The 26,786-nt window shown below is 57.6% G+C and carries 21 protein-coding genes, 2 tRNA genes, 2 rRNA genes and 1 pseudogene (1 of these 26 cut by a window edge); 21 read left to right on the forward strand and 5 right to left on the reverse strand.

Annotation, left to right across the window (positions count from 1 at the left end; genetic code table 11):
- The 3 genes from ACJ2A4_RS00020 to ACJ2A4_RS00030 form a co-directional block, all read left to right on the forward strand.
- Nucleotides 1-2,632 (forward strand): 23S ribosomal RNA (locus ACJ2A4_RS00020) (it extends 104 nt beyond the left edge of the window).
- A gap of 83 nt (nt 2,633-2,715) precedes the next feature.
- A 5S ribosomal RNA gene (gene rrf, locus ACJ2A4_RS00025) occupies nt 2,716-2,830 on the forward strand.
- Nucleotides 2,831-2,882: 52 nt separating this feature from the next.
- A tRNA-Met gene (locus ACJ2A4_RS00030) sits at nt 2,883-2,959 on the forward strand.
- 78 nt (nt 2,960-3,037) lie between these two features.
- Here ACJ2A4_RS00030 and ACJ2A4_RS00035 read toward each other — a convergent pair.
- Nucleotides 3,038-4,463 (reverse strand): annotated as a pseudogene (locus tag ACJ2A4_RS00035) (coniferyl aldehyde dehydrogenase).
- 88 nt (nt 4,464-4,551) lie between these two features.
- On the opposite strand from ACJ2A4_RS00035, the gene ACJ2A4_RS00040 reads away from it, so the two are divergent.
- Entirely contained in the window at nt 4,552-5,151 is a 600-nt protein-coding gene (locus ACJ2A4_RS00040; RefSeq protein ID WP_408873110.1) for a TetR/AcrR family transcriptional regulator, read from the forward strand.
- 100 nt (nt 5,152-5,251) lie between these two features.
- On the opposite strand, the gene ACJ2A4_RS00045 is transcribed toward ACJ2A4_RS00040, so the two are convergent.
- Nucleotides 5,252-9,034, reverse strand: a complete 3,783-nt coding sequence (locus ACJ2A4_RS00045; protein WP_408873111.1) for a glycoside hydrolase family 99-like domain-containing protein — start codon at nt 9,032-9,034, stop codon at nt 5,252-5,254.
- A 148-nt stretch (nt 9,035-9,182) separates the two neighbouring features.
- On the opposite strand from ACJ2A4_RS00045, the gene ACJ2A4_RS00050 reads away from it, so the two are divergent.
- The 4 genes from ACJ2A4_RS00050 to ACJ2A4_RS00065 all read left to right on the forward strand — a co-directional run bounded on the left by ACJ2A4_RS00050 (nt 9,183) and on the right by ACJ2A4_RS00065 (nt 13,280).
- Nucleotides 9,183-10,373, forward strand: coding sequence for a homoserine O-acetyltransferase (locus ACJ2A4_RS00050; RefSeq protein ID WP_408873112.1), 1,191 nt, complete (start codon nt 9,183-9,185; stop codon nt 10,371-10,373).
- Entirely contained in the window at nt 10,373-10,978 is a 606-nt protein-coding gene (gene metW, locus ACJ2A4_RS00055) for a methionine biosynthesis protein MetW (RefSeq protein ID WP_194258905.1), read from the forward strand. The genes ACJ2A4_RS00050 and metW overlap by 1 nt, the downstream gene beginning before the upstream one ends.
- A gap of 109 nt (nt 10,979-11,087) precedes the next feature.
- Nucleotides 11,088-11,696 carry a nitroreductase family protein gene (locus tag ACJ2A4_RS00060; protein WP_408873113.1) on the forward strand — a complete coding sequence of 203 codons (609 nt, stop codon included), beginning with the start codon at nt 11,088-11,090 and terminating at the stop codon, nt 11,694-11,696.
- A gap of 294 nt (nt 11,697-11,990) precedes the next feature.
- Nucleotides 11,991-13,280 carry a DEAD/DEAH box helicase gene (locus ACJ2A4_RS00065; protein ID WP_408873114.1) on the forward strand — a complete coding sequence of 430 codons (1,290 nt, stop codon included), beginning with the start codon at nt 11,991-11,993 and terminating at the stop codon, nt 13,278-13,280.
- Nucleotides 13,281-13,410: 130 nt separating this feature from the next.
- Here ACJ2A4_RS00065 and ACJ2A4_RS00070 read toward each other — a convergent pair.
- A tRNA-Ser gene (locus ACJ2A4_RS00070) sits at nt 13,411-13,500 on the reverse strand.
- 222 nt (nt 13,501-13,722) lie between these two features.
- Here ACJ2A4_RS00070 and ACJ2A4_RS00075 point away from each other — a divergent pair.
- From ACJ2A4_RS00075 to ACJ2A4_RS00130, 12 genes are all read left to right on the forward strand, one after another.
- A complete protein-coding gene (locus tag ACJ2A4_RS00075) occupies nt 13,723-14,250 on the forward strand; it encodes a Spy/CpxP family protein refolding chaperone (RefSeq protein ID WP_408873115.1) in 528 nt (175 codons plus the stop codon).
- A gap of 128 nt (nt 14,251-14,378) precedes the next feature.
- On the forward strand, nt 14,379-15,806 hold the full coding sequence (ffh, locus tag ACJ2A4_RS00080) for a signal recognition particle protein (protein WP_408873116.1): 1,428 nt from the start codon (nt 14,379-14,381) through the stop codon (nt 15,804-15,806).
- Nucleotides 15,807-15,848: 42 nt separating this feature from the next.
- Nucleotides 15,849-16,193: a 30S ribosomal protein S16 gene (gene rpsP / locus ACJ2A4_RS00085; protein WP_062509988.1), complete on the forward strand. Its 345-nt coding sequence runs from the start codon at nt 15,849-15,851 to the stop codon at nt 16,191-16,193.
- A gap of 28 nt (nt 16,194-16,221) precedes the next feature.
- A complete protein-coding gene (gene rimM, locus ACJ2A4_RS00090) occupies nt 16,222-16,764 on the forward strand; it encodes a ribosome maturation factor RimM (protein WP_408873117.1) in 543 nt (180 codons plus the stop codon).
- Nucleotides 16,761-17,465 carry a tRNA (guanosine(37)-N1)-methyltransferase TrmD gene (gene trmD / locus ACJ2A4_RS00095; protein WP_062509991.1) on the forward strand — a complete coding sequence of 235 codons (705 nt, stop codon included), beginning with the start codon at nt 16,761-16,763 and terminating at the stop codon, nt 17,463-17,465. The genes rimM and trmD overlap by 4 nt, the downstream gene beginning before the upstream one ends.
- A gap of 24 nt (nt 17,466-17,489) precedes the next feature.
- On the forward strand, nt 17,490-17,882 hold the full coding sequence (gene rplS / locus ACJ2A4_RS00100; RefSeq protein ID WP_153429028.1) for a 50S ribosomal protein L19: 393 nt from the start codon (nt 17,490-17,492) through the stop codon (nt 17,880-17,882).
- A gap of 21 nt (nt 17,883-17,903) precedes the next feature.
- Entirely contained in the window at nt 17,904-19,331 is a 1,428-nt protein-coding gene (gene leuC, locus ACJ2A4_RS00105) for a 3-isopropylmalate dehydratase large subunit (RefSeq protein ID WP_408873118.1), read from the forward strand.
- Nucleotides 19,331-19,957, forward strand: coding sequence for a 3-isopropylmalate dehydratase small subunit (gene leuD / locus ACJ2A4_RS00110; RefSeq protein ID WP_408873119.1), 627 nt, complete (start codon nt 19,331-19,333; stop codon nt 19,955-19,957). Before leuC ends, leuD begins: the two co-directional genes overlap by 1 nt.
- Entirely contained in the window at nt 19,954-21,063 is a 1,110-nt protein-coding gene (leuB, locus tag ACJ2A4_RS00115; protein WP_408873120.1) for a 3-isopropylmalate dehydrogenase, read from the forward strand. The genes leuD and leuB overlap by 4 nt, the downstream gene beginning before the upstream one ends.
- Nucleotides 21,064-21,203: 140 nt before the next feature.
- Nucleotides 21,204-22,406: a pyridoxal phosphate-dependent aminotransferase gene (locus ACJ2A4_RS00120; protein ID WP_408873121.1), complete on the forward strand. Its 1,203-nt coding sequence runs from the start codon at nt 21,204-21,206 to the stop codon at nt 22,404-22,406.
- Complete coding sequence (locus ACJ2A4_RS00125; RefSeq protein ID WP_408873122.1) at nt 22,403-23,614, forward strand: pyridoxal phosphate-dependent aminotransferase; 1,212 nt, start codon at nt 22,403-22,405, stop codon at nt 23,612-23,614. Before ACJ2A4_RS00120 ends, ACJ2A4_RS00125 begins: the two co-directional genes overlap by 4 nt.
- A gap of 41 nt (nt 23,615-23,655) precedes the next feature.
- Nucleotides 23,656-25,344 (forward strand): M3 family oligoendopeptidase, encoded by a 1,689-nt coding sequence (locus ACJ2A4_RS00130; RefSeq protein ID WP_408873123.1) that lies wholly within the window; start codon nt 23,656-23,658, stop codon nt 25,342-25,344.
- 41 nt (nt 25,345-25,385) lie between these two features.
- Here ACJ2A4_RS00130 and ACJ2A4_RS00135 read toward each other — a convergent pair whose 3' ends face one another.
- Entirely contained in the window at nt 25,386-25,907 is a 522-nt protein-coding gene (locus ACJ2A4_RS00135) for a thioredoxin family protein (RefSeq protein WP_408873124.1), read from the reverse strand.
- 89 nt (nt 25,908-25,996) lie between these two features.
- Between ACJ2A4_RS00135 and ACJ2A4_RS00140 the strand changes: the two genes are divergently transcribed.
- Nucleotides 25,997-26,329 (forward strand): hypothetical protein, encoded by a 333-nt coding sequence (locus tag ACJ2A4_RS00140; RefSeq protein ID WP_408873125.1) that lies wholly within the window; start codon nt 25,997-25,999, stop codon nt 26,327-26,329.
- A gap of 7 nt (nt 26,330-26,336) precedes the next feature.
- On the opposite strand, the gene ACJ2A4_RS00145 is transcribed toward ACJ2A4_RS00140, so the two are convergent.
- Nucleotides 26,337-26,768, reverse strand: a complete 432-nt coding sequence (locus ACJ2A4_RS00145) for a DUF423 domain-containing protein (RefSeq protein ID WP_408873126.1) — start codon at nt 26,766-26,768, stop codon at nt 26,337-26,339.
- Nucleotides 26,769-26,786 lie beyond the last annotated feature (18 nt).

Raw genomic sequence — 26,786 nt, forward strand, 5'->3', positions numbered from 1 at the left:
CGTGGATGTCCGAATGGGGCAACCCCCTCGCAAGAGGATCATGCACTGAATACATAGGTGTATGAGGCAAACCCGGGGAACTGAAACATCTCAGTACCTGGAGGAAAAGACATCAACAGAGATTCCGCTAGTAGTGGCGAGCGAACGCGGAGCAGGCCAATGCCTGATCAGGAAGAAGCTGAACGGTCTGGAAAGTCCGGCAAGAATGGGTGATAGCCCCGTAAGCGTAGTGTTCTGATGAGGATTCGAGTAGGGCGGGGCACGTGAAACCCTGTCTGAACATGGGGGGACCACCCTCCAAGCCTAAATACTCCTTAGTGACCGATAGCGAACAAGTACCGTGAGGGAAAGGTGAAAAGCACCCCGATGAGGGGAGTGAAAGAGACCTGAAACCGGACGCCTACAAGCAGTCGGAGCCTCTTATGGGGTGACGGCGTACCTTTTGTATAATGGGTCAGCGAGTTTCTGTTTGCAGCGAGCTTAAGCCGTTAGGTGTAGGCGTAGCGAAAGCGAGTCTGAATAGGGCGAATGAGTTGCTGGCAGAAGACCCGAAACCGAGTGATCTAGCCATGGCCAGGCTGAAGGTGCGGTAACACGCACTGGAGGGCCGAACCCACGCCTGTTGAAAAAGTCGGGGATGAGCTGTGGCTAGGGGTGAAAGGCCAATCAAACTCGGAGATAGCTGGTTCTCCGCGAAATCTATTGAGGTAGATCGTCGGGTGTTTACCCTGGGGGGTAGAGCACTGGATGGGCTAGGGGGGCCCAAAGCCTTACCAAACCTAACCAAACTCCGAATACCCAGGAGTATAGCCCGGCAGACAGACAGTGGGTGCTAAGGTCCATTGTCGAGAGGGAAACAGCCCAGACCACCAGCTAAGGCCCCTAAATCGTGGCTAAGTGGGAAAGGATGTGGGGATTCCAAAACAACCAGGAGGTTGGCTTAGAAGCAGCCATCCTTTAAAGAAAGCGTAATAGCTCACTGGTCTATTAGAAACCCTGCGCCGAAAATGTAACGGGGCTCAAGCCACGTGCCGAAGCTGTGGGTGCATACTTTGTATGCGCGGTAGCGGAGCGTTCCGTAAGTCTGCGAAGGAGACGGGGTGACCCTCTCTGGAGATATCGGAAGTGCGAATGCTGACATGAGTAGCGACAAACAGTGCGAGAAACACTGTCGCCGAAAGTCCAAGGGTTCCTGCGCAAGGTTAATCCACGCAGGGTGAGCCGGCCCCTAAGGCGAGGGCGAGAGCCGTAGTCGATGGGAACCAGTTGAATATTACTGGGCCTGCCAGAAGTGACGAATGAGAGATGTTGTCTGTCCTTAACGGATTGAACAGGCTTTTCAATCATTCCAGGAAATAGCTCTGGCGTATAGACCGTACCCGAAACCGACACAGGTGGACTGGTAGAGAATACCAAGGCGCTTGAGAGAACGATGCTGAAGGAACTAGGCAAATTGCTCGTGTAACTTCGGGATAAACGAGACCCAACCGTGGGCAACCATGATTGGGTGGCACAGACCAGGGGGTAGCGACTGTTTAGTAAAAACACAGGGCTCTGCGAAATCGTGAGATGACGTATAGGGCCTGACGCCTGCCCGGTGCCGGAAGGTTAAGAGGAGGTGTGCAAGCACTGAATTGAAGCCCCGGTAAACGGCGGCCGTAACTATAACGGTCCTAAGGTAGCGAAATTCCTTGTCGGGTAAGTTCCGACCTGCACGAATGGCGTAACGACTTCCCCACTGTCTCCAGCATCAACTCAGCGAAATTGAATTCCCCGTGAAGATGCGGGGTACCCGCGGTCAGACGGAAAGACCCTATGAACCTTTACTGCAGCTTTGCAGTGGCATCAGAGACATTCTGTGTAGGATAGGTCGGAGGCTTTGAAACCCAGGCGCCAGCTTGGGTGGAGCCATCCTTGAAATACGACCCTGAATTTTTCTGATGTCTAACCGAGACCAGTAAGCCTGGTCCGGGACCCTGCATGGTGGGCAGTTTGACTGGGGCGGTCGCCTCCCAAAGTGTAACGGAGGCGCGCGATGGTGGGCTCAGGCCGGTCGGAAACCGGCTGTCGAGTGCAATGGCATAAGCCCGCCTGACTGTGAGAGTGACAGCTCGATCAGAGACGAAAGTCGGCCATAGTGATCCGGTGGTCCCACGTGGACGGGCCATCGCTCAACGGATAAAAGGTACTCTAGGGATAACAGGCTGATCTCCCCCAAGAGTCCACATCGACGGGGAGGTTTGGCACCTCGATGTCGGCTCATCACATCCTGGGGCTGGAGCAGGTCCCAAGGGTTCGGCTGTTCGCCGATTAAAGTGGTACGTGAGCTGGGTTTAGAACGTCGTGAGACAGTTCGGTCCCTATCTGCCGTGGGTGTAAGAGACTTGAGAGGATTTGTCCCTAGTACGAGAGGACCGGGATGAACATACCTCTGGTGCACCGGTTGTCACGCCAGTGGCACAGCCGGGTAGCTAAGTATGGACGGGATAACCGCTGAAAGCATCTAAGCGGGAAACCCACCTCAAAACGAGGTCTCATAGAGCCGTGACAGACCATCACGTTGATAGGCCGGGTGTGAAAGTGCAGTAATGCATGCAGCTAACCGGTCCTAATCGCTCATACTTCTCACTCCAAAACACATGCACAGAAATCAGCCACACTCTTCACAACGCACCAACCACCACCCTCTCTCAAAAGACAGGGTGGGCTGGAAGACCTGGTGGCCATTGCGAGGGCCCTACACCCGATCCCATCCCGAACTCGGCCGTGAAATCCCTCAGCGCCTATGATACTGCACCTTAAGGTGCGGAAAAGTCGGTCGCCGCCAGGTCCCCCAGCCTACCCAACACACCACAACAAATCCCCAACATCAAAAACACCACCGCGGGGTGGAGCAGCCCGGTAGCTCGTCAGGCTCATAACCTGAAGGCCGCAGGTTCAAATCCTGCCCCCGCAACCATCTTCGAAAAACCCCGCTCGGTCCCTGACCAGCGGGTTTTTTTGCATTCAGATGGAAATTGCTGAAGGGCGTATTTACTTACCGCAAAATAAGATCAGTAATAATGTCAGTCAGTCTATTGAATGGTGGCCGAAGGAGTGTTGTCGCATTAACGCGCCCTTGTCTGTAAACTCCACGCGGATGGGTAAGGGCGATAAAGCCTTCTTTTCCGTGATAAGCCCCAATGCCGCTATCTCCGATGCTGCCAAAAGGAAGATCGTCCTGCGCGTAATGCATCAGGGTGCCATTGATCGTGACATTTCCTGAAACCGTTCGTCTGAGAAGCCTGTCCCGTTCAGTGCGGTTTTCTCCAAAGTAATAGAGTGCCAGAGGCCGTGGACGTGCGTTGATGAAAGCGATGGCTTCATCAGGATTTCTGTAGGTCAGCACTGGCAGAACAGGGCCGAAAATTTCTTCCTGCATGACTGACATCTGAGGTGTGACGTTCAGAATCAGGACAGGAGCAAGAACATGGCTGTCATTTGCGTTGTCTCCCAGACGGAGAACGCGGGCGCCGTGTTCTGCGGCATTATGGATCAGATCGTTCATAATGATGTTGATTGAGGATGGCCGTATAATCCGCTGATCCGGCGTAACCGCCTGGATAAAGTTTTTGTACAGCGTCCTGATAGGCTTTTGCAAAGGCATCCTGATCGTCTTCGTGGAGCAGGACATAATCGGGAGCAATGCAGGTCTGTCCGGCGTTAGTCAGTTTGCCGAATGCTATCCGATCCGCTGCTCGTTGAATGGAAAAGCCGGGCTCGATTACTACCGGCGACTTTCCGCCGAGTTCGAGCGTGACGGGCGTCAGGTTGCGGGCTGCTGCGGCTGCAACTTTCTTTCCGACCGCCGTACTCCCGGTGAAGAGGATATGATCGAATGGCAGAGCTGAGAACGCAGCGCCCAGTTCGGCATCTCCGGTCACGACAGAAACCTGCTCAGGCGGGAAGACAGCCTGAACGATCTTGGCAACGACCAGGGAGGTGTCCGGGGTCATTTCCGATGGCTTGAGCATTGCTCGGTTTCCGGCGGCAATGGCTGTTGCCAAAGGAACAAGAGCCAGTGAGACCGGATAATTCCAGGGCGCAATAATGCCTACAACGCCGACTGGCTGACGGGTCACCCAGGCGCGACCGAACTGGAAGTATGGGGTAACATGCCGCCCTTCCGGCTTCATCCAGCTTCTGAGATTCCGGATCATGTAATTGATAGACTGAACCAGAGGGATCAGTTCCACGATGGCGCTTTCGCGCTCCGAACGTTGACCGAAATCCTTTTTCAAAGCCTGAACAATGTCTGTTCGCCGCGCCAGGATTTCTGCTTTCAGGCGGCGCAGATCTGCCTGCCGCTCTTTCAAGCTGGGTGGGCCAAAGCGCAAAAATGCAGTGCGCTGACGGTCAAGAATGGTGTGGAGGTCAGTCGGCTTGGTGTTTGCTGAAACAGTATCGGACATTGCGTCCTCCATGTTTACAGGAGAAACTTGTGAAGGCAGGATATGGAGCATTATGATCTGGCGTCAATAAAAGTTTCTTCTGTAAACATGAGCCTCACGGATGAGTGAAACGAAAGAACGCCCCTATCATCATGGCGATCTGCGTCGTGCCCTGATCGACACGGCTCTCGCCATGCTGGCCACGGATCAGAATTGGACTTTCACGCTTCGCGAAGTCGCGCGTCGTACCGGTGTCAGTCATGCGGCTCCGTACAAGCATTTTCGCGACCGTGAGGATCTCCTGAGGGAACTGGCCCGTCTGGGCTTCGTCCAGCTTGGGGAAAGCATGACGCAGGCCATGTCCTTGATCCAGTCTTCCGTACGCGAGCAATTTATTGCCGGAGCGCAGGCCTGTATTGATTTTGCCCTATGTAATGCTGGCCTTTATCGTTTGATATTTAGTGCAGATGCAGACAAGTCAATGGATCCTGATCTGCATGCTGCCGCCATGAAGACATTCAGTATACTTCTGCAACTTCTTGAACAGGGACAGAAGGACGGCTCTTTCCGTCCGATAGCCATCGACGCTTTGGCGGCAGCAAGCTGGGCACAGGTGCACGGGCTGGCAATGTTGGCGATCAATGGCCAGCTTCTGGAAGAAAAGGTCGGATCAGAGCCGGTTCTGGCTGCGCTGAACGTGTTGCTTGATGGAATGTGCTGATAAGGATTGATCAGCTGTTCGTGCGTAACACGTTAAAGCTATGCTTAGAATGCTGCCGTTAACAGGGGCGCGGCCTCCTGATTGCTCTGCCTGTTTGTGATCAGGAAAGCGAGATGGTTTTGTTTGCACCAGTCTTGGGGACAAGACCAAACTGCCGTTCCAGCATGGTGCAATAGCGCTTTTGTCGGGATATTTGTGTTTCAGGAAGTGCGAGGCGGCTTGCGATCAGACCGTGCATATAAGTAATCTCTTCAACGTGATTTCGTCGATTGAGCGTATGGGTCGCTGAATCGGCATGTCGTCGATGAATATTGAGCGGTTTGGCAATGTATATGACTTCGGCGTTCTTCTGAGACAGAAGTTCCAGGTAAATACGCCAGTCCCCCGCGACACGCAGGATCTGCAGGTCTTTCTGGCAGGTCTTGATGGCCGTCAGGAGGCTTTCTTTCCGAAAAAGTGCGCTGCTTACATTGAGGACAAGATTGCGTTCTGACAGACATCCGCGGAGAAAACTTTCCCCGGTGAAATGACTGTCATTTTCCAGAAGCAGGCCGGCGCTTTCGGCATAATAGGCGCGATAGGACGCGAAAATCGGAGAACCGTTTTCATCGACAGCACGGCTGTCCGTGAAAGCCATGACGACCGATGGATTATCTTTGATGCCATCCATGATGTTCTGCAGGAAATCCGGCTCGCAGAAATCGTCGGCCTCGGCAATCCAGATCCAGTCACCACGGGCGACTTTGAGGGCCTTATGCCACTGTCGAAAAACAGAGCCGGAAGCAACGGTGTTCTCGATACATGTGATGTCCCGATCCCAATCCCTGGCGGTCTGGCGAGCGATTTCCAGACTGTTATCGTCCGACGCATCATCCAGGACGATCACTTCAAGAACCGGGACTGTCTGGGCGAAAATTGAAGACAGCCGACTGCTCATGTAGCGCGCATAATTATGGGATGGAACCACAACAGAAATCTTCGGAACAGCAGGCAAAGCAAGGCTTAGGAGCTCGTTTGCATACGGCTTAAAGCTAAAACGGCGCTGCGCGGCGCGTGCGGTTTTCTGGCGTTCCCTGGCGGGGCGCATGAGGGACCATTCTGCCAGTTCTTCAGCCGCACTGGTCATAGCCGGAACGTCTGCGAAGGGAACGACCCGGCTATGGGTGTCGGGGGCTGTCGCGCCATCCCGCAGCAGGTCGGGGATTCCGCCAGCATCATCGAAAGCAATACAGGGGAGCCCGGAGGCAAGGGCTTCCAGCACAACCGACGGGTATGGATCTTCACGAGAAGGCAGGACAAAGACGTCGGCGGCAGCCAGCCAGGCAGGCACATCCTCTACCTGGCCAGGCATATGAAATGTGCCGCTGGAAAGGGCGGTTTCCAGTTCGACATGCAGACTGTTCTTTAATGCGATGTCGATATTACCCAGCCATATGTAGTGTGTTCGACCATCCATTTTGCGCCAGAGTTGCAGGAAGAGATCGAAGCCTTTTCGCAGGTCTGCGTAGCCAGCGCCCATGATAACCCGGTCCGACAGGCTGAAACCCATCTGTTTCCGGATCTTCTGTCGTGCCTGTACGGAAAAAGGGGCCGAGTTATAGAGACCCTGCGGTAAGATTTTCAAATTCCTAGGGCCGTCCAGGCCAAGTTTTCTCGCTACGCTTTCAGCTGGAACGATTGCGTGCCTTGCGCGTGCGCAGGCGTTTTCCATCGAGGCTGTCAGGTTGCGGCTGCGAAGCAGGGCAGGGAGTTCGTGAATGAGAAAGACGAAGCCAATGTCCGCGGCCGCGAGATCGGCAACGATGGAAGAAGACGCGGCGCTGTTGATGATTGCGGACTGAAAGCCCTGCTTCTGCAAATGGGTCAACCGGGCTGTCGTCGTGGCTGTGTCCGGGGAAAGAATCTCGGTCGGTGCAACGCTGCGATATTCATCAAGCAAGGCGCCGTCTGCGAGCAGGATGAACTGGATGTCTGCTCCGAAGCTGCGCTTCAATGTTCGCCCGGTTTCCAGAAGGAGGCGTTGGGCCCCGGCTGGAAAGGCATCATGACCAATCAGAAGAAGTCTTGAGCGTGAATGATTTCTGCTGAAACCGGTGCAGGCCCGGGCTGTCGCATTCAGATAGGCGCTCCCGAAATGCTGATCAGGCTCCAGATAGGCGCCTTCAGCCCATTCGTTCCAGGCATTGATGCAGACGACGGGATCGCCGAAAAACGTGCGCGTCTGGGCCTGTTCGATCAGGCCGCTGAGCCAGCGTTCGTATAATTCCGGTGTCGAGCCGTGCAGAACGAGGCCTTTTCCCTGCCGGCGCGCATCATTATCCCAGGACGGCGCGGCGGTTCGGATAAGCGGGAACGGTGTCTTGGGCTGTGCCAGGGATACGTCTACGACTTCGCCATAATCATAAATCTGTCCACTGAATTCATTATCATACAGCCTGATTTCATCATTCAGTAGGTTGCAGCCCGAGACGACCTTGTGAGGCGGAAACTCGATGGCACCATCGAGCCCGAAAAGATCCGGATTTTCGTCTCCAAATGCCTGTCCCATGACAAAAAGCGGGTTCATCCCGTGCCGGCTTCGGAACATCGAACGCCATCTGGCGAATGCGGCCGGAGCGTCCGGAATGGTGCCCGGCCGATAGACCATGAGAACAGGACGGCCATCGAAATGGATGTAACGGGAATCCCGCAAATACCGGGCGAAGCAGTCCACAAGGGCTTCATCATCCTCGGGGCGGTAATCCTGCGCGATCAGCAGATCGTTTTCCGAGCCATCCCAGCGGCGGCTCCAATTCTCATTCGCCCACATGAGGCAGAATGGAAGCTCGATCTGTGGATTGGCCAGCAGGATTTCCAGAGGCTGGTCCAGCAGGCGTTTGCGGTTGAACCAGTAAAAATAGAAAATGAAGCCTTCAATTCCGGCGGCATGGGCCATGGCAGCCTGCCGCTCGAGAATCTCCGGTGAATTCAGTGTGTAATGACCAAGATCCCGCGGAATGCGTGGCTGGTAATGATCCGAAAAGCGGGGGATCCCACGGGGCAGATTGGTCCATTCCGTAAAGCCTTCACCCCACCAGGCATCATTTTCGGGAATGGTGTGAAACTGCGGAAGATAATAGGCCAGAACCCGCGCGCGACGGATGGCGCTTTTCGGCAGCGGGCGGGTTTTTTCGAAGAGCGGTCCGGGTTTGCTCCTGCGCTTGATTTCTCCGAAGACGGATATTTCGGTTTCCGGGCTGCTCGGATGAACGTCGGGCCGGTTGCGATTTTCCAGGTAGTGCAGCAGCGGATTGCTGTCAGGAGAATGACGTAGGTATTTGCGGCGGTAATAAAGAGGGTCAAATCCGTCAAAAGGTTTCCGCGCCTCCCGGAAACCCTGGATCATGTAGTGTTCGAGTGCATCCAGACCTGCGTTCGCGACATCCGGATATGAGCGCAGATAAAAATCCGGATCGAACTCCGGTATCGGACGCAGGGGCGTATTGTGCCGGTTCAACAGGTAATGTGCGAGCGCCAGCATTCCTTCCGGGATGGGATAGGTGCGCGCGTACCATACAGGATCGAACCACGCGATCGGGCGTCGGCCTTCGCGTTCTCCCCGTAGAACATAATGCAGCAGTGGATCACCGATGACGTCACGGTTCTGGCTCAGATACCAGTGTGGATCGAAGAACGGGTTGGGTTTGCGACCCTCACGCCACCCATGCTGATGATAATGCTGCAGAACCGCTGTTCCCAGCGTCTTCAGATCGGGGTTGGTCTTGACGTAATAGAATGCGTCGAAAGTTCCGGAATGGCCCAAAATCTGCAGCGGAGACGCATCAACCGGAAACGGCCAGGTCCGTGAGGTCTCAGATGGGGCACGGGAGAACGCATTCGACATGCATTAGTTTTTTACGTTTTTTTAACTTTCTTCAAGTCGTTAATTGATCGTCAACCCAAAAGAGATTTGATCGTATCGCCCGGCGATGCCATACCGTGGCGCCCGAAGGCATGCTGCCTTCACGCGTGGCATCAGAGGCGGGTTAGGGATGGACATCAGCGCGTCACCGACCATTGCGGATGGTCCGGTTTACACACACCGGACCGTGCGACTGGAGAGCGGTCTCGATCTGGAATGTGGTGTGCATCTTGCGCCTCTGGAGATCGCTTACTGCACTTATGGGACGCTTTCGCCAAAGCGGGACAATGCAATTGTGGTCTGCCACGCCCTGACCGGTGACCAGTATCTGGCAGAGAAAAATCCTCTGACCGGAAAGCCCGGCTGGTGGAGCCGGATGGTGGGGCCTGGTCTGCCGATCGATACGGATCGGTATTTCGTGATCTGCTCCAATGTTCTTGGCGGCTGCATGGGCACGACTGGTCCGCGATCAATCTGTGCAGAAACCGGGAAGGCGTGGGACAGTGAGTTTCCGCCCATCACCATGCATGACATCGTGGCAGCTCAGGCGAAGCTGATTGATCACTTAGGCATTGAGCGTCTGTTTGCGGTCATCGGTGGGTCCATGGGCGGGATGCAGGCCCTGACCTGGGCTGCCGATTTTCCTGACCGTGTGTTCGCCGTCATGCCGATCGCAACATCTCCGTTCCACTCGGCCCAGAATATCGCGTTCAACGAAGTCAGCCGGCAGGCCATTTTCGCCGATCCGGACTGGCATAACGGCCATTACAGGGATTTCGGCGCCATCCCCGCACGGGGTCTCGGTGTTGCGCGGATGATGGCGCATATCACCTATCTTTCCGAAGAAGCGCTCAGCCGCAAGTTCGGGCGGCGCGTCCGGCACGATGCTGCAACGGCCGTTCCTGCATCGAGCAGCCCTTCACTGTTCGGCGAAATGTTCGAGGTTGAGAGCTATCTTCGGCATCAGGGCTCAACCTTCGTGCGCAGGTTTGATGCCAATTCCTATCTGACCATTACGCGGGCAATGGATTATTTCGATCTGGCCGCCGAGCATGACGGTGATCTCGCCAATCCCTTCCGGAACTCGCAGACCCGCTTCTGTGTCGTGTCTTTCAGTTCGGACTGGCTTTTCCCGACATCTCAGTCCCGTCTGCTGGTTCGTGCACTTAACAGGGCAGGGGCAAACGTCTCTTTTGTCGAAATCGAAAGTGATCGCGGGCATGACGCCTTCCTGCTGGACGAGCCGGATTTCGACCGGACGATCCAGGGCTTCATCAATGGCGCAGCCGAACATGCGGCCCTTCTGGAGGGAAACCGCTGATGCGTGTGGACCAGCGGCTCATCGCCGAAATGATCGCACCACGAGCCCGCGTTCTTGATGTTGGCAGCGGGGATGGCACGCTGATCGACTATCTGTATCGCACACGGTCCTGCGACGCCCGCGGGATCGAGATCGATATGCAGAACGTCACGCAGTCCGTCGCACATGGCCTGCCGGTCATGCATGGCGATGCGGATCATGATCTGGCGGATTATCCGGATGATACGTTCGATTATGTGGTCCTGCAAAGAACGCTACAGGCCGTCGAGCGTCCGCGTGAGGTCCTGCGGCAGATGCTCCGGATTGGACGTCACGCCATCGTCTCTTTCCCCAATTTCGGTCACTGGCGACTGAGGCTCCAGCTTCTGACGACCGGCCGGATGCCGATGACGCCTGTGTGGAATACGCCCTGGTATTCGACGCCGAACATCCATCCCTGCACGATCCAGGATTTTCTCCTGCTCTGCGAAGAGGAAGGCTATGTCGTTCAGCAGTGGCTGGCGATTGACGAGGACGGAGCTCGCGCTCCCTGGCGCCGCTCCATCAGGCTTGCCAATCTGTTTGGCGAGCAGGCCATGTTTCTTCTCAAGCGGGCGGGCCACTGAGTTTCATACACACTTTGCAACCTTCGTTCCTGGACCCGGTTAAACTCAGACACGGATTCTGTTTCGTCAGGGTCTGATTACGTAGCAGTCAGAGCGGAGCTTTCAATTCATGAGCGAAATCCTTCAGGCCATCGCATCGCGTCGTGCCACCAAGCATTTTGATCCGGAATACAGGATTCCCGACGCAGAACTGACGGCCATTCTGGACGCTGCCCGTCACGCTCCAACCGCCTTCAACATTCAGAACTGCCGGTTCCTTGTCGTCCGCGATACGGAACAGCGTCGCCGGATCCGGGCTGCTGCCTGGAATCAGCCACAGGTCGAGGACTGTGCCGCGCTGATCGTGATGTGTGCCGACATCAAGGCCTGGGAGAAGGATCCCGCCCGGTACTGGAAGGATGCGCCCGAATCCGTACGGGACGGATACGTCAAAATGATCCGGTCCTATTATGAAGGACATGAACAGGTGCAGCGGGACGAAGGGCTCCGTTCCTGCGGTCTCGCGGCCTATGCCCTCATGATGGCCGCTTCGGCACATGGTCTGCAGACCTGTCCCATGGACGGGTTCGATTTCGAGCAGGTCGGAAAGATTATCAATCTTCCGAAGGATCATGAGATTGTGATGTTCGTAGCGCTCGGACGTGAGGCATCGTCACCTCAGCCACGAGGCGGATTTTTGCCTCTTGATGCAGTGGCTCAATACGACTGCTTCTCTTGATTGCAAAATCTCAAGAAATAACAATAGCTTTTCCAAGCGGGGCTTTGCTGTCTCCTTGCAATGGGACAAATGTTGTCCTACATCCCACGAGCACTTCAGGGCCAGTTTGCTGAAGTGTAATGACGATCTCATGATCCAGCCGATTTCTTTTGTCCGGGCCTGTTTCAGGCCCGGCTTTAAAGGCGACCCAGAGAGTACTGTCATTTGCCATGAATGCCTGCGGCCAGTGGCTTGGCAGATTATATAGCGGTGCGGTTGCCTGAGCATGACCTTGCCGTCTCAAAGGAGAGGTCCATGACCAGTTTTGCTGAACTCAAGCTTGCCGAGCCAATTCAGAAGGCCCTTGCTGAAGAAGGCTACGTTACGCCAACGCCGATCCAGGCTGGCGCCATCCCTTACCTTCTTGAAGGACGTGACCTTCTGGGTCTCGCCCAGACCGGAACGGGCAAGACTGCAGCGTTCGCACTGCCGATCCTGAACCACATTTTCTCAAATCGTCGGCCTGCGCCGCCGAAAGGTGTCCGTGCTCTGGTGCTTGCGCCGACACGCGAACTGGCTTCCCAGATCGGTGAGAGCTTCGCTGCCTATGCGCGGCACATGAAGTTCTCTTATGCCGTCGTGTTTGGTGGTGTGGGGCAGGGGCGTCAGATCGAAGCCACCCGTCGTGGCGTTGACGTTCTCGTTGCCGCGCCCGGGCGTCTGCTGGATCTGATCGGCCAGAAGTACATCGATCTCTCCAGCCTCGAAATCCTCGTCCTCGATGAGGCTGACCGGATGCTGGACATGGGCTTTGTGCGCGATATCCAGCGCATCATGGCTCTGCTGCCGAAGCAGCGTCAGACCCTGCTGTTCTCGGCTACCATGCCGTCCTCCATCAGCGATCTGGCTCATTCACTGCTCAAGGACCCGGCGACGGTTCAGGTAACGCCTGAGTCGAGCACGGTTGATCGTATCAGTCAGGCTGTCATGTTCGTTGACTCGGGCAGCAAGAAAGATGCGGCTCTCATGCTGCTGGAAAGCCCGAGCGTGGCCCGCGCTGTCGTCTTTACGCTGATGAAGCACGAAGCCAATAAGGTTGCCGAATTCCTGAACAAAAACGGGATCCGGGCAGAAGCCATTCACGGCAACAAGTCCCAGGGTGCCCGTGAGCGCGCCATGGCCGGTTTCCGCAGCGGTTCCATCAAGGCACTCGTTGCAACGGATATTGCTGCACGTGGCATCGACGTGGACGAAGTCAGTCACGTCTTCAATTACGATCTGCCGAATGTGCCGGAATCCTACGTCCACCGTATCGGCCGGACAGCGCGTGCAGGACGTGAGGGCTGTGCGGTATCGCTCTGTGATGCCGAGCAGCGCGCATGGCTCAAGGATATCGAAAAGAAGATCGGCAAGCCCATTCCCGTCGTAACCGATCATCCGTTCCATTCCGAAGAAGCGCGTCTGTCGACGCTGCGTCCGCCGGTTCTGGGTGGCGGTCGTGGAGGCGGCGGTGGCGGCCGTCGTCGCTCCGGTCCGCCTTCGGGTGGACGTCCGGGTGGTGGTCGTGGTGGCGCACTAGGCCGCGGTGGTCCGCGCCCACGCTGATCCTGCTTTTCGGATAATTAGAAACCGTCTCTGTATCTTCAGAGACGGTTTTTTTGTGTCTGCAGAACAAAAGGCGGGGGAAAACCAGCCTGTTCCGGGCGGTATTGGGTTTGAATTTTTTTTGGAAGCTTGGCGGAGAAGGTGGGATTCGAACCCACGATACGCTCTCACGTATGGCGGTTTTCAAGACCGCTGCCTTAAACCACTCGGCCACCTCTCCATCCGGAAAGGCTTTCATTTCTGAAAAGCCCTGCGCGGATCTGGATGCTTCATGCGACGGGAAGCGTCTGCCGTCAAGTCGCCGTGTTACATGAACCCCTGCGCCTTACTCTTTGAAACGCAGAAGGGGGAGGTCAGCAACATTGAAGCATGCCATCTAGGAAGGTGTGGAGGCGCGATGTCTGCGTCTCCGGCTGCCATAACCTCCAAGGATATGACGTCCATGACGATTTTTCGTCCCGCTGCCTTCCTTCCCGTCCTTGCTGCCCTCGGTCTGACGATAGCGCCTCTTGTGGCATCTGCTGAAGGGCATCACGCTCCTGACGGCATGCGCGCGCCTCCGGGAGGACCGCATGGTGCCCCGGGTCACATGATGCCTCCAATTCCGCCTGGGGTGACGCTGACCACGGCGCAGAAAGCGAAATTCAAGACCATTTTTGAAAAAGCACATCAGGATGAGCATGCCCTGCGTCTCGAAGGGCGGGCTATTGAAGACAAGATCCATACGGCCCTTGAAACGGCCGGCGATCTGGACCGCTCCGCTCTTGCGGACCTGAGCAAGCAGGAAGATGCGGTCAAGGCCAAGGTCTCCGCGCTTCATCTTGAGACCATGGAAGAACTGCATGATCTCCTGACTCCGGCTCAGCGCCAGCAGGCCAAGGAGACCATGGACAAGCTCAGGGACCTTCACGAACAGATGAAAGCTCTACTGGGTCATCCGCCGGAAGGCGATCCGGATGATATGCCCTGAAAACTGCTGATCCTGCCTCTATCGCTTGACGCTTCGGCACCAAGACGATAGAGCAGTCCTGTTTCCGGACACGCCACCTCGCGAAGACTCGCGCAGTGGCGTGTTTCTGTTTGCTTTAAGGTGACCCGTTGTTCGAACAACTCTCAGGCAAGATGTCCGGTGTCCTCGATGGGCTTTCCAAGAACGGGAAGCTCTCGGAGGCTGATGTCACCGAGGCCATGCGTGAAGTGCGTCTCGCCATGCTGGAGGCGGACGTTGCGCTGCCTGTGGTGCGGGACTTCGTCAACAAGGTCCGTGAACGCTCTGTCGGGCAGGAAGTGCTGGAAAGCGTTTCTCCCGGTCAGGCCGTCGCCAAGATCGTCAATGACGCGCTGATCGACGCGCTTGGCGGGGCAGGGGCGGTTCCGCTGAACCTGTCCGCCAATCCGCCGGTGCCGGTGCTGATGATGGGTCTGCAGGGTTCGGGTAAAACCACGACCTCCGGCAAGATCGCCCTGCGTCTGTCCAGCCGCGAGCACAAGAAAGTCCTTCTGGCCAGCCTCGACGTCCAGCGTCCGGCGGCGCAGCTTCAGCTTCAGCAGCTGGCCGAGCGCGTCAATGCCAAGACGGGACGTGTGCAGGCCTTGCCGATCATTGCCGGGCAGTCTCCCGTTCAGATCGCAAAGCGTGCGCTCGAGACGGGACGTCTTGAAGGTTATGACGTTGTCATCCTCGATACGGCAGGCCGTCTGTCGATCGATGAAGCCCTGATGGATGAAGTGCGGGAAATCCGCACGCTCACCAAGCCAGCCGAGACGCTGCTGGTCGTCGATGCGATGACCGGTCAGGACGCTGTGAACACGGCCAAGGCCTTTAACGAGGCTGTCGGCATCACCGGCGTTGTCATGAGCCGTATGGATGGCGATGCCCGTGGTGGCGCGGCTCTGTCCATGAAGGCCATCACTGGCGCGCCGATCAAGCTGACGGGCTCGGGTGAAAACCTCGAAGCGCTTGAAGAATTCCATCCCGAGCGCGTTGCCGGCCGTATTCTCGGCCTGGGTGACGTGGCCGGGCTGGTGGAACGTGCGGCCGAAACCCTCGATCACGAGGAAGGCGAGCGCGTTGCAAAGAAGATGCTCGCGGGCAAGTTCGACCTGGATGACTATGTCTCCCAGATCGACCAGATCAACCGCATGGGCTCGATTTCCGGTATTCTCGGCATGATGCCGGGGATGGGAAAGATCAAGGATATGCTGGGTGACAAGGAGCTCGATACGTCGATCTTCAAACGTCACAAGGCCATCATTTCCTCGATGACGAAGCAGGAGCGCAAGACGCCCGAGATCATCAAGGCGTCCCGCAAGAAGCGCATTGCGGCTGGTTCGGGAACCACGGTTCCGGAAATCAACCGTCTGCTCAAACAGTTCAACGACATGTCCACCATGATGAAGCGTATCAGCAAAATGGGCCTTGGTGGCCTGATGCGCGGCATGGGTGGTGCAGGTGGTCTGGCTGATCTGATGAAGGGCATGGGTGGCCCCGGGGGTAAGCCCGGTGGACGCCCGCCTTTCGGCTGATCCGCCCCGTTTTTTTACAAGTCTGTCTCTCAGGAGTATTTCATGAGCCTCAAGATCCGCCTTGCACGTGCAGGTGCCAAGAAGCGTCCTTACTACCACATCGTTGTTGCTGACAGCCGCAGCCCGCGCGACGGTCGTTTCATCGAGAAGGTCGGTTCCTACAACCCGATGCTGCCGGCTGACCATGCCGACCGTATCCGTCTGGTTGACGACCGCATCAAGCACTGGCTGTCCAACGGCGCTCTCGCCACGGACCGTGTTGCCCGTTTCCTCGGCAATGCAGGCCTGGCTCCGAAGCCGACCTACAACGAGCAGCCGAAGAAGTCCGCTCCGAAGGCGAAGGCTCAGGAGCGCGCCAAGGCTGCTGCCGCTGCTGCTGCGGCCTGATTGAGCCGCTTTTCAGGAAGTCCGAGACGTGCCCCGCTTCAACCCTGACAGTGATGTCCTGATTGCAACCGTCGGTCGCCCGCACGGTGTTCGCGGTCTGGTGCATCTTCATGCTGCCACTGACGATCCGGCTTCGGTCGAGACGCTCGGTACGCTGCATGATGCGCAGGGCAGGGCATGGACGGCACGCTGGGTTTCAGCGGGCGTTGCCGCGCTTACGGATGCGGACGGGCAGGATCTTCCTGACCGTAATGCTGCCGAGCGGCTGGTCAATGCGAAGTTGTATGTTCCGCGTGCGGTTCTTCCCGATACCGGGGATGACGAGTTCTATCATGCCGATCTGATCGGCATGACGGCAGTCTCGGAAGACGGCGATGTTCTGGGAACGGTTTCGGTGGTTCATGATTACGGCGCAGGCGTCAGCCTCGAAGTGGATCGTGGTCTGATCGTGCCGTTCACGCTGGCCTGTGTGCCCCGCGTGGACCTTGCAAAACGGGAAGTGGTTCTCATCCTGCCCGTTGAAGTCGAGGTCGAGGGGGATCTGTCCGGTGAGGTCCAGGTACGGGCATGAGCTGGCGCGCGGACATCCTGACCCTTTTCCCGGACATGTTCCCGGGACCGCTTGGGTTCTCCCTTGCGGGCCGGGCGCTGGAGCGGGGAATCTGGTCCTGTGAGGCGCATGACCTGCGCCAGCACGGGCTGGGACGTCACCGGGCCGTGGACGACACGCCGTTCGGTGGCGGAGCCGGTATGGTGATGCGGGCAGACGTTCTGGATACGGCCCTCTCAGCGCTCCCCGCGCTGGATGGTCGTCCGGTCGTCTATCCGACGCCACGGGGGCGGCGCATGTCGCATGAAGATGCGGAGCGCCTGTCGTCCGGTCCGGGGGTCGTCGTTCTCTGTGGCCGCTTTGAAGGGGTGGACGAGCGCGTTCTGGAAAAGCACGATATCGAGCAGCTCTGCATGGGCGATGTCGTGCTGTCGGGTGGGGAAATTCCTGCCCTGACACTTCTGGATGCGTGTGTCCGTCTTCTTCCGGGCGTCATGGGATCGGATGTCAGCGGTCAGGACGAGAGCTTTGCCGACGGGCTTCTTGAATATCCGCAATACACCAAGCCGGCAGTGTGGGACGGGCAGGACGTGCCCGACATTCTTCTCTCCGGCAACCATGGTGCCATCGCCCGCTGGCGCCATGAACAGTCAATCGCCGTCACGAAGGCGCGCCGCCCGGACCTCTGGGATGCGTATCTGGCACGACAGCAGGTCCATTGAAGTTTTGTTTTCAGGAGTTTGGTCATGAACATTATCCAGCAGTATGAGGCGCGCGAGATCGAGCGTCTTTCCGGCGTCCGCGCTGTTCCCGAGTTCATTGCAGGTGACACGGTTCGCGTTGGCGTCCGCGTTGTCGAAGGTACGCGTGAGCGTGTGCAGAACTTCGAAGGCGTTGTCATTGCCCGTTCCAACAAGGGCTTGAACAGCAACTTCACGGTTCGCAAGATCTCCAACGGTGAAGGCGTGGAGCGTGTGTTCCCGCTGTACGCACCGTCGATCGCGAGCATCGAAGTCGTGCGTCGCGGTAAGGTCCGTCGCGCGAAGCTGTATTACCTGCGTGGCCGTTCGGGCAAGTCCGCCCGTATTGCCGAGCGTCCCCGCGATCTGCCGAAGGCGGACAGCAAGGCCGCTTCCTAAACCGTTCGGAGTAGAGACAGGATGCCCGTTACCAATTCGCCCAGAACCCTTTTTGACAAGATCTGGGACGATCATGTCGTCGAACGTCTCGAGGACGGGACGTGCATCCTCTACATCGACCGGCACCTCGTTCATGAGGTGACAAGTCCGCAGGCTTTTGAAGGCCTGCGGATGTCCGGGCGTCGCGTGCGTCGTCCGGATGCCACGGTGGCCGTGGTAGACCATAACGTTCCCACGTCCGACCGTTCCAAGCCGATCGAAGAGCCGGAAAGCCGCCTCCAGATCGAAACGCTTGAGAAGAATGTCGCCGAGTTCGGCCTTCCCTATTTTCCGCTGCGCTCCGCCTCTCAGGGTATCGTGCATGTCGTCGGTCCAGAGCAGGGCATTTCTCTGCCGGGCATGACGATTGTCTGCGGTGACAGCCATACCTCCACGCATGGTGCGCTCGGTTCGCTGGCGTTTGGCATTGGCACGTCCGAGGTCGAGCACGTGCTCGCGACCCAGACGATCCTGCAAAAGCCGGCGAAGAACATGCGCGTCTCCGTCGAGGGAAAGGTCGGTCCCGGTGTGACCGCCAAGGACATCATGCTGGCCATCATTGGCCGGATCGGAACCGCTGGCGGAACCGGGCATGTCATTGAATTTGCAGGCTCCGCCATCCGGGATCTGGACATGGCCGGCCGCATGACGCTGTGCAACATGTCCATCGAAGCCGGCGCGCGTGCGGGGCTCGTGGCCCCTGACGAGACGACGTTTGCGTATGTGAAGGGCCGTCCTTTCGCCCCCAAGGGTGAAGCGTTCGAGCAGGCCTGTGACTACTGGCGCAGTCTGGCTTCTGACGAGGGGGCCTATTTCGATACCGAAGTCACGCTCGCGGCTGAAGAGATCATCCCGTCTGTCACATGGGGCACCAGCCCGCAGGACGTGCTGCCGATCGACGGTTCCGTGCCGTCCCCGTCGGCCGTTGCCGATCCGGCCCGTGCCGCCCAGATCCAGCGTGCGCTGGACTATATGGGCCTTGAAGCCGGGCAGAAAATTGCCGGGACGCCTGTGGATGTCGTGTTCATCGGCTCCTGCACCAACAGCCGTCTGGAAGATCTGCGCGCTGCTGCGGATGTGGTTCGCGGACGGCGCGTGGCCGAGAACGTTCGCGCCATGGTTGTGCCGGGCTCCGGTCTGGTGAAGCATGCGGCTGAGGCCGAAGGGCTGGACAAGGTTTTCCTTGATGCCGGTTTTGAATGGCGGGAAGCGGGCTGCTCGATGTGTCTGGGAATGAACCCGGACCGTCTGACACCGGGTCAGCGTTGCGCTTCGACATCCAACCGTAATTTCGAGGGGCGTCAGGGCCCGGATGGCCGCACGCATCTCTGTTCACCCGCCATGGCTGCCGCTGCTGCCGTTACGGGGCATCTGTGCGATGTGCGTGAACTGGTGAAGGAGACCGTGTGATGGACAAGTTCACGGAACTGACCGCCATTGCGGCGCCGATGCCGACCGAGAACATCGACACTGACCAGATCATTCCGGCGCGTTTCCTCAAGACCATCCAGCGGACAGGTCTGGGCAAGAACGCTTTTGCGGCCCAGCGTTATGACGCCGACAGCAATGAAAATCCGGATTTCGTACTCAATCAGGAGCCTTACCGGCATGCCGAGATCCTGATTACATACGACAATCTGGGATGCGGTTCCTCGCGTGAGCATGCGCCCTGGGCGCTGCTGGATTTCGGAATCCGCTGTGTCATTGCGCCCAGCTTTGCCGATATCTTTTTCAATAACTGCTTCAAGAACGGCATTCTTCCGATCCGGCTGCCGCGCGAGATCTGCGACGAACTGATGGATGATGCCCGTCAGGGTTCGAATTCGCGTCTGACGGTGGATCTGGAGCGTCAGGTGATCGTGCGTCCGAACGGCGAAACCATCGCTTTCGATGTTGATCCGTTCCGCCGTCATATGCTGCTCGAAGGTCTGGATGATATCGGGCAGACCATGGCGCATGATGCCGAGATCACCAGTTTCGAGCACCGTCCGAGCCGTGCCTGGGTGCCGTCAATTACCATGGGAACTTCAAAATGAGCGACGCACACAAGCTTCTGGTTCTGGCCGGAGACGGCATCGGTCCGGAAGTCATGCGCGAAGTCGCACGGATCGTGCACTGGATGAGTGCACATCGCGGGCTGAAGCTTGAAATCACGGAAGAACTCGTCGGTGCGGCTTCTCTGGCCGTCCATGGCGTGCCGATCCGTGATGAAGTCATTGAACTGGCCCGTCAGTCAGATGCCGTCCTGTTCGGTTCGGTTGGGGATCCGGCCTGGAGCCATGTCAGTTTTGACAAGCGTCCGGAAGTGGCAATTCTCAAGCTCCGCAAGGAACTTGAACTGTTCGCTAACCTGCGTCCGGCCAAGCTGTTCGATGCGCTGATTGATGCGTCTGCGCTTAAGCCTGAAGTCGTGCGCGGGCTGGACCTGATGATTGTCCGTGAGACGGTCGGGGGCATCTATTTCGGTGAGCCGCGTGGGATCGAGACGCTGCCTGATGGCTCGCGTCGCGGGATCAATACGGAAGTCTATACGACCTCCGAAATCGAGCGCGTGGCCCGTGTGGCTTTCGATCTTGCCCGCAAGCGCGACAACCGCGTCTGCTCGGTCGAGAAGTGCAATGTCATGGAAAGCGGCCTTCTATGGAAGGAAGTCGTAACAGATGTGCACAAGCGCGAATATCCGGACGTCCAGCTGTCCCACATGCTGGCTGATAACTGCGCCATGCAGCTTGTCCGTGATCCAAACCAGTTCGATGTGATTGTCACGGGTAACCTGTTTGGCGATATTCTTTCCGATCTGGCCTCCATGCTGACCGGGTCGCTTGGCATGTTGCCTTCGGCCACGCTTGGTCCGGTCCGTGCTGATGGCAAGCGCAATGCCCTGTACGAGCCGATTCATGGCAGCGCGCCTGACATTGCAGGCAAGGGGATTGCCAATCCTCTGGCTCAGATCCTCTCCTTCGCCATGCTGCTGCGTTACTCGCTCAACCGGAGTGAAGATGCGGATTTGATCGAGACAGCCGTGTCCAATGTTCTGGCTTCGGGTCTGCGGACCGCCGATATCATGTCGCCAGGGATGGCGCGCGTCGGGACTGAAATGATGGGACAGGCGGTTCTTCGCGAGATGGAAAAACTAGCCTGAGTTTTGGCTCTTGTCCGTTTCCAAGGCGTCTTTCCGAAAGGGAGGGCGCCTTTTTTTGTTGTCTGTAGCCCGGCGCGCTGTGGTCAAAACTGCCCGAACGTGTCTAGGATCGCGGCATCAAAATGATCCGGAAACCTGTCATGTCCTTTATCGCCGACCGTCTGAACCGTATCCTTCCCAGCCAGACGATTGCCGTGACCCAGAAAGCGCGTACCCTGAAGGCTGAAGGCCGTGACATCATCAGTCTTTCCGCAGGTGAGCCGGATTTTGATACGCCCGACTTTATCAAGTGGGCGGCCATCCGGGCTATTGAGGCCGGCAAGACGAAATATACGGATGTTGCGGGGACGCTTGAGCTTCGCAAGGCCGTGGCGGCGCGTCTGAACGCTGATTTCGATCTGGATTACAAGGCCGAGGAAATCTGTGTCTCCACGGGCGGCAAGCAGGTCATTTACAATGTTATGGTCTCGACCCTGAATGCGGGGGACGAGGTCATCATTCCGGCACCGGCCTGGGTCTCCTATCCCGATATCGTGACGCTGGCTGATGGCACGCCTGTTATTGTCCAGACGAACCCGGAAAACGGCTTCCGCCTGACGGCCGCACAGCTTCGCGCCGCGATTACGCCCAAGACGAAATGGCTCTGCCTCAACTCGCCCTGCAATCCGACAGGCGCGGCTTACGATACCGAGGCACTCAAGGCCCTGACGGATGTGCTGCTGGACTATCCGGATATCTGGATCCTGACAGACGATATGTACGCCAAGCTCCTGTATGACGGTGCCGTTGCAAAGACTGTGGTGCAGGTCGAGCCGCGCCTGCGCTCGCGCACCGTGACGATGAACGGTGTGTCCAAGGCCTATGCCATGACGGGCTGGCGGATCGGATTTGCCGCGGCTCCGGTTGAACTGACCCGGCAGCTTGTCAAACTGCAGGGACAGAGCACGAGCAATCCTTGTTCCATTGCACAGGCTGCTGCGCAGGAAGCCGTGTCCGGTCCACAGGATTTCATTTCTGAAATGGTGGCGGTCTACCAGGAACGACGCAATCTGGTCATCGGGATGCTGAATGATGCGTTAGGTCTGAGCTGTGCTTTGCCGGAAGGGGCATTCTATGCATTCCCGTCCATTTCCGGAGTTCTGGGTAAGACAAGCAAGGGGGGACGCTTCATCGACAGCGACGAGGCTTTTGTGAATGCCCTGCTTGAAGAGACCGGAGTTGCGGCCGTGCATGGCACGGCGTTCCTGACGCCGGGATATTTCCGCATTTCCTATGCGACCAGCACGGAACTGCTGAAGGAAGCCTGCACCCGGATCCAGGCTTTCTGTCAGGGGCTTTCATGAGCTTTACCATCGCTTCACGCCTCGCAGGGCTTCCCAAGCCCGCAACGATTGCGATGGCGGCTCGCGCCCGTGAACTGAAGGCACAGGGCGCGGATGTCATTTCGCTCGCCTTGGGTCAGCCGGACTTTCCTTCGCCTCCCGAAGCGATCGAAGCCGCTTATGCTGCGGCCAAGGCCGGTGATACCGGATATCCGCCAATTCCGGGTCAGAAGCCACTGATCGAGGCCATCATCCGGAAGTTCCGTCGTGACAATGGTCTGGATGTCACACCTGACCGGATCATGGTGGCGAATGGTGGCAAGCAGGTCATTTTCAACGCGCTGATGGCGTCGCTGGAAACCGGCGATGAAGTCATTGTGCCTGCACCTTATTGGGTCAGCTATCCGCTGATTACCCGGATGCTTGGCGGGGTTCCGATCGAAATCCGCTGTCGGGAGGAAAATGGTTTCCGTCCCGATCCCGAAGCCATCCGCAAGGCCATTACGCCCCGGACGAAATGGCTGGTGCTGAACTTCCCGAACAATCCAACGGGCGCCATTCTTGAACGTCAGGATCTCGAAGCCATTGCGGATGTGCTGCGTGATGCGCCGCATGTCCTCGTGATGAGTGACGAGATTTACGAGCATCTGACGTTCGATGGTCGCAAACACCTGTCCCTGCTGAGTGTTGCGCCGGATCTGGCGGATCGTATCCTGATCGTGAACGGGATGGCTAAGGCTTACGCCATGACAGGATGGCGTGTCGGCTTTGCCTGTGGACCGGTTCCGCTGATCCAGGGAATGATCGCGGTTCAGGGAAATTCCACCTCCGGCGTCTGCACGCTCGCTCAGGCCGGATCAGTGGCTGCTCTGGATGGGGATGCGGATGGGATCGCCCGGATGCTGGAGACTTATGAGCGTCGGCGCGGTCTTGTTGTAAGAGCGCTTCAGGATGTGCCGGGTCTGACCTGCGTGATGCCGGAAGGTGCGTTTTATGCCTATCCGGGCGTGGCAGCCCTGATTGGTGGAACGTCGGGGCAGGGGCGGCTGCTCGATACGGATGTGGCCTTTGCGGAAGCGCTTCTGGACGAAGTGCATGTCGCAACAGTGCCTGGATCTGCATTCGGATACAGTCCGTATCTGCGTCTGTCCTTTGCAGCATCGGACGAACAGCTTGCGGAAGCCTGCCGCCGGATCGCACGGTTTGTGGGTGATATCCGGCAGCCCTGACAGGCATGGACGCAAAGGCGGGAGACTGGCAGAATTGTGCCATGACAAAGACACTCCCTCCCTTTTCCGAACTGTCTTTTCCCCGGCCTGACGAACAGTCGCTCAAGACCCGTTACGATGCCATCGCGGCCATGCTTGATGCGGGCGATCGCGTGGAAGCTCTTCAGGCGTTTGATGCGGTCCGACGTGAGTATGAGTCCTGGGCATCACACGTCCATCTGCAGTTTTCGCGCAATACGCAGGACGAGACTGCAAAAGCGGACCGGGATTATGCCGACAGGCTTTCACCGGTTGCGACCGATCATGAGGTGACGGTGAAGAAACGCCTTCTGGCGGATCCTGACCGTGAGGGTCTTGAGGCCATCGTGACGCCGCATGTGGTCCGGCTCTGGGAATCGGATACGACGACCTTCGATCCGCGTATCAGCACGGATCTTGAGGAAGAGGCACGGCTGACGGGAGAATACACCGCGCTTCTCGCTTCGGCGAAAATTCCGTTCGATGGCAAGATGCTCAACCTGTCCGGACTGGTGCCTTACCTTCAGGGACTGGACCGCGAAATCCGTCATGATGCCGAAAAGGCGCGCTGGGCCTTTTTTGAAAAGAACGGAGCAGAGTTGGACGCGCTTTATGGCAAGCTCGTCGCCCTGCGCGACCGGATGGCGAAGACGCTTGGTTTTGAGAACTATATCGAGCTTGGTTATCGCCGGATGCGCCGCACGGATTATGGTCCGGAGCAGGTCGCAGCGTTCCGTGAAAAAGTGCTGGCCTATGTCACGCCGCTCATCAGTTCGCTTATGGAGCGTCGCCGCCTGAAAATGGGCTGCGACAGGCTGATGGCTTGGGACGAGGCTCTCATTGACCTTCAGGGAAATCCCGAACCCGCTGGCGACCACGATCTGCTGGTTGCGCGGGCAGAAGCCATGTTCCGCGAGCTAGATCCTTCGGGGGAAATGGCCGACTTTTATATCCAGATGCGGGATCTAGGGTATCTTGATCTGAAGAACCGGGACGGCAAGGCTGGTGGCGGGTTCTGCACGTCATTTCCGACGGTTGGAACGCCCTATATTTTTGCCAATTTCAATGGCACCCATAATGATATCGGGGTTTTCACCCATGAGATGGGTCATGCGTTCCAGAACTGGAAAAGCCGTGATCTGCCCTGGATTGATCAGCTCTGGCCTACCATGGAGGCTGCGGAAATCCATTCCATGGGGCTGGAGTTCCTGACCTGGCCGCAGATTGGCGAACTGGTCGAAGATGGCGCGGCAGACCGTTATCGCCGCATGCATCTGATCGACGCGCTGTCGTTCTTCCCGTATGGCGTCTGCGTGGACCACTTCCAGCACGAAGTTTATGCCCGTCCGGACATGACGCCGGAAGAACGGCATGAGACGTGGCAGCGGCTTGAAAAGCTTTATATGCCATGGCGGGACTGGGGTGATCTGGAATATCCGGCGAAGGGTGGTCGCTGGCAGGCGCAGCTCCATATCTACCGTGTGCCGTTTTATTACATCGATTACGCGCTGGCACAGTGCTGTGCGTTACAGCTCTGGCTGGGCTCACGTCTGGATCGGGAAGGGACGCTGGAAACGTATCGCAGGCTTTGCGCTGAAGGGGGCTCCAAACCCTTCGCCCAGCTTGTGTCCGAAGCGGGACTGACCTCTCCGTTCGAGGCCGATGTTCTGGCGGAAGTCGTACATGAGGCCGAGCAGGTTCTCGCCCTCTGAGTTTGAGGGGAGGCTCCAGAAAAAGCCGGAGCCTCAAGGGCTTATCCGCGTTTGTTCCAGCCGGAAATGAGGTCCAGAACCGCTTGTGGGGACATGCTGCGGGCATTGCCCAGTGCCGTAGAGCCATCGCCGTTCAGGGCGTGACCGTCCGGTGTGACGATGATGACGGTCGGCACAGCCTTGATTGTCACGCCATAGCGTTCGGCGAGATCAAGATTGGTGTTGATGCGTCCCACATTGACCGGGACCACGACGAACTGGCTGTCCAGCCAGCGTGCGGCATCAGGCAGGGCAAAGATGCCGCTGAGCATCTTGCAGTCCGGGCACCAGTTGCCACCGAAATCGAGCAGGACCTTGCGGTGCGTCTTCTGCGCCAAGGCAAAGGCCTGCGCCACCTGATCATGAGCCACCGCCGTGTCCGGATAGGGCGTGGCGACGGGAGGGGCTGATGTTTCGCTCAGCTGGGGGGCAGGGACTGCGGGCATGGTGGGTGCGGCCTGTGCCGGAAGGGTTGCAAGGAGCGCCAGACCGAGGCCGGTTGCGGCAAGAAGGGAACGACGCATGAAAAAGGCTTTCATTGATGTTGTCTTCTGCATGCCATAACGCAGAATGACAGGAACAAATGATTAAAGCTCAAATTCCACGAAAGGTCATGCGTTTGAAGAAGCCAGCAGCACCTCCGCAAGCCACGCAGTCACGTGAGGTCAGTGTCACGGAGACCCTGATCCGGACTGTCATCCTTGTAGGGCTCACGCTTGCTTTCGCCTCGGTGTTCCGCTTCTGGCAGCCCGCGATCAGACTTGCACAGCATGTGGCGGGAACGTCCGCCTGGCAGGAACTGTACAGTCTGTTTCATATTGAATCCGGTCTCGGGCGCGAACAGCTGATCCTGACCGGGATCATGATTGTCTGTTTTCTTGCGGCTCTTGCCGTCCAGTCCATCGGCCTGCTGGTTTTTCAGCGAATCAGAAAAAGCCGAAGCTGATCGCCGTTCAGTTCTGGAACGGACGACGCAGCGCCGATGCGGCAGCCAGACACCAGGCGATCATGAGCATTGTGCCGCCATAAGGCGCAATTCGTCCAACCGACATGGGTCCCAGTTTCAGATTGAACAGGGCGAGCAGCGTAACCGGTACGCAGAACAGAACCATGCCGACTGCCATGCACAGACAGGCCAGGCGGATCAGTTTCGGCGACAGACGGGCAGCGTTCAGGGACAACACGCAAAGACCCAGTGCGTGCCACATCTGGATTTCAACTGCGGAATGCAGCATGGCGCGTCCGCCTGGGACGGCAAAAAGCCGGTCCGGCAGATGCGCGGAGAGTGCGCCCAGCATGACGCCCGATGCGGCAGAGAGGGCTGCAAATATTAAACTTCCCCGGAGCAGATCGGGCAAACTGGCGCGGACAGGATTTGCGGACATGCCGTGAATGTATCATGT

This window comes from Gluconobacter roseus (assembly GCF_046058915.1).
Taxonomy (GTDB): Bacteria; Pseudomonadota; Alphaproteobacteria; order Acetobacterales; family Acetobacteraceae; genus Gluconobacter; species Gluconobacter roseus_A.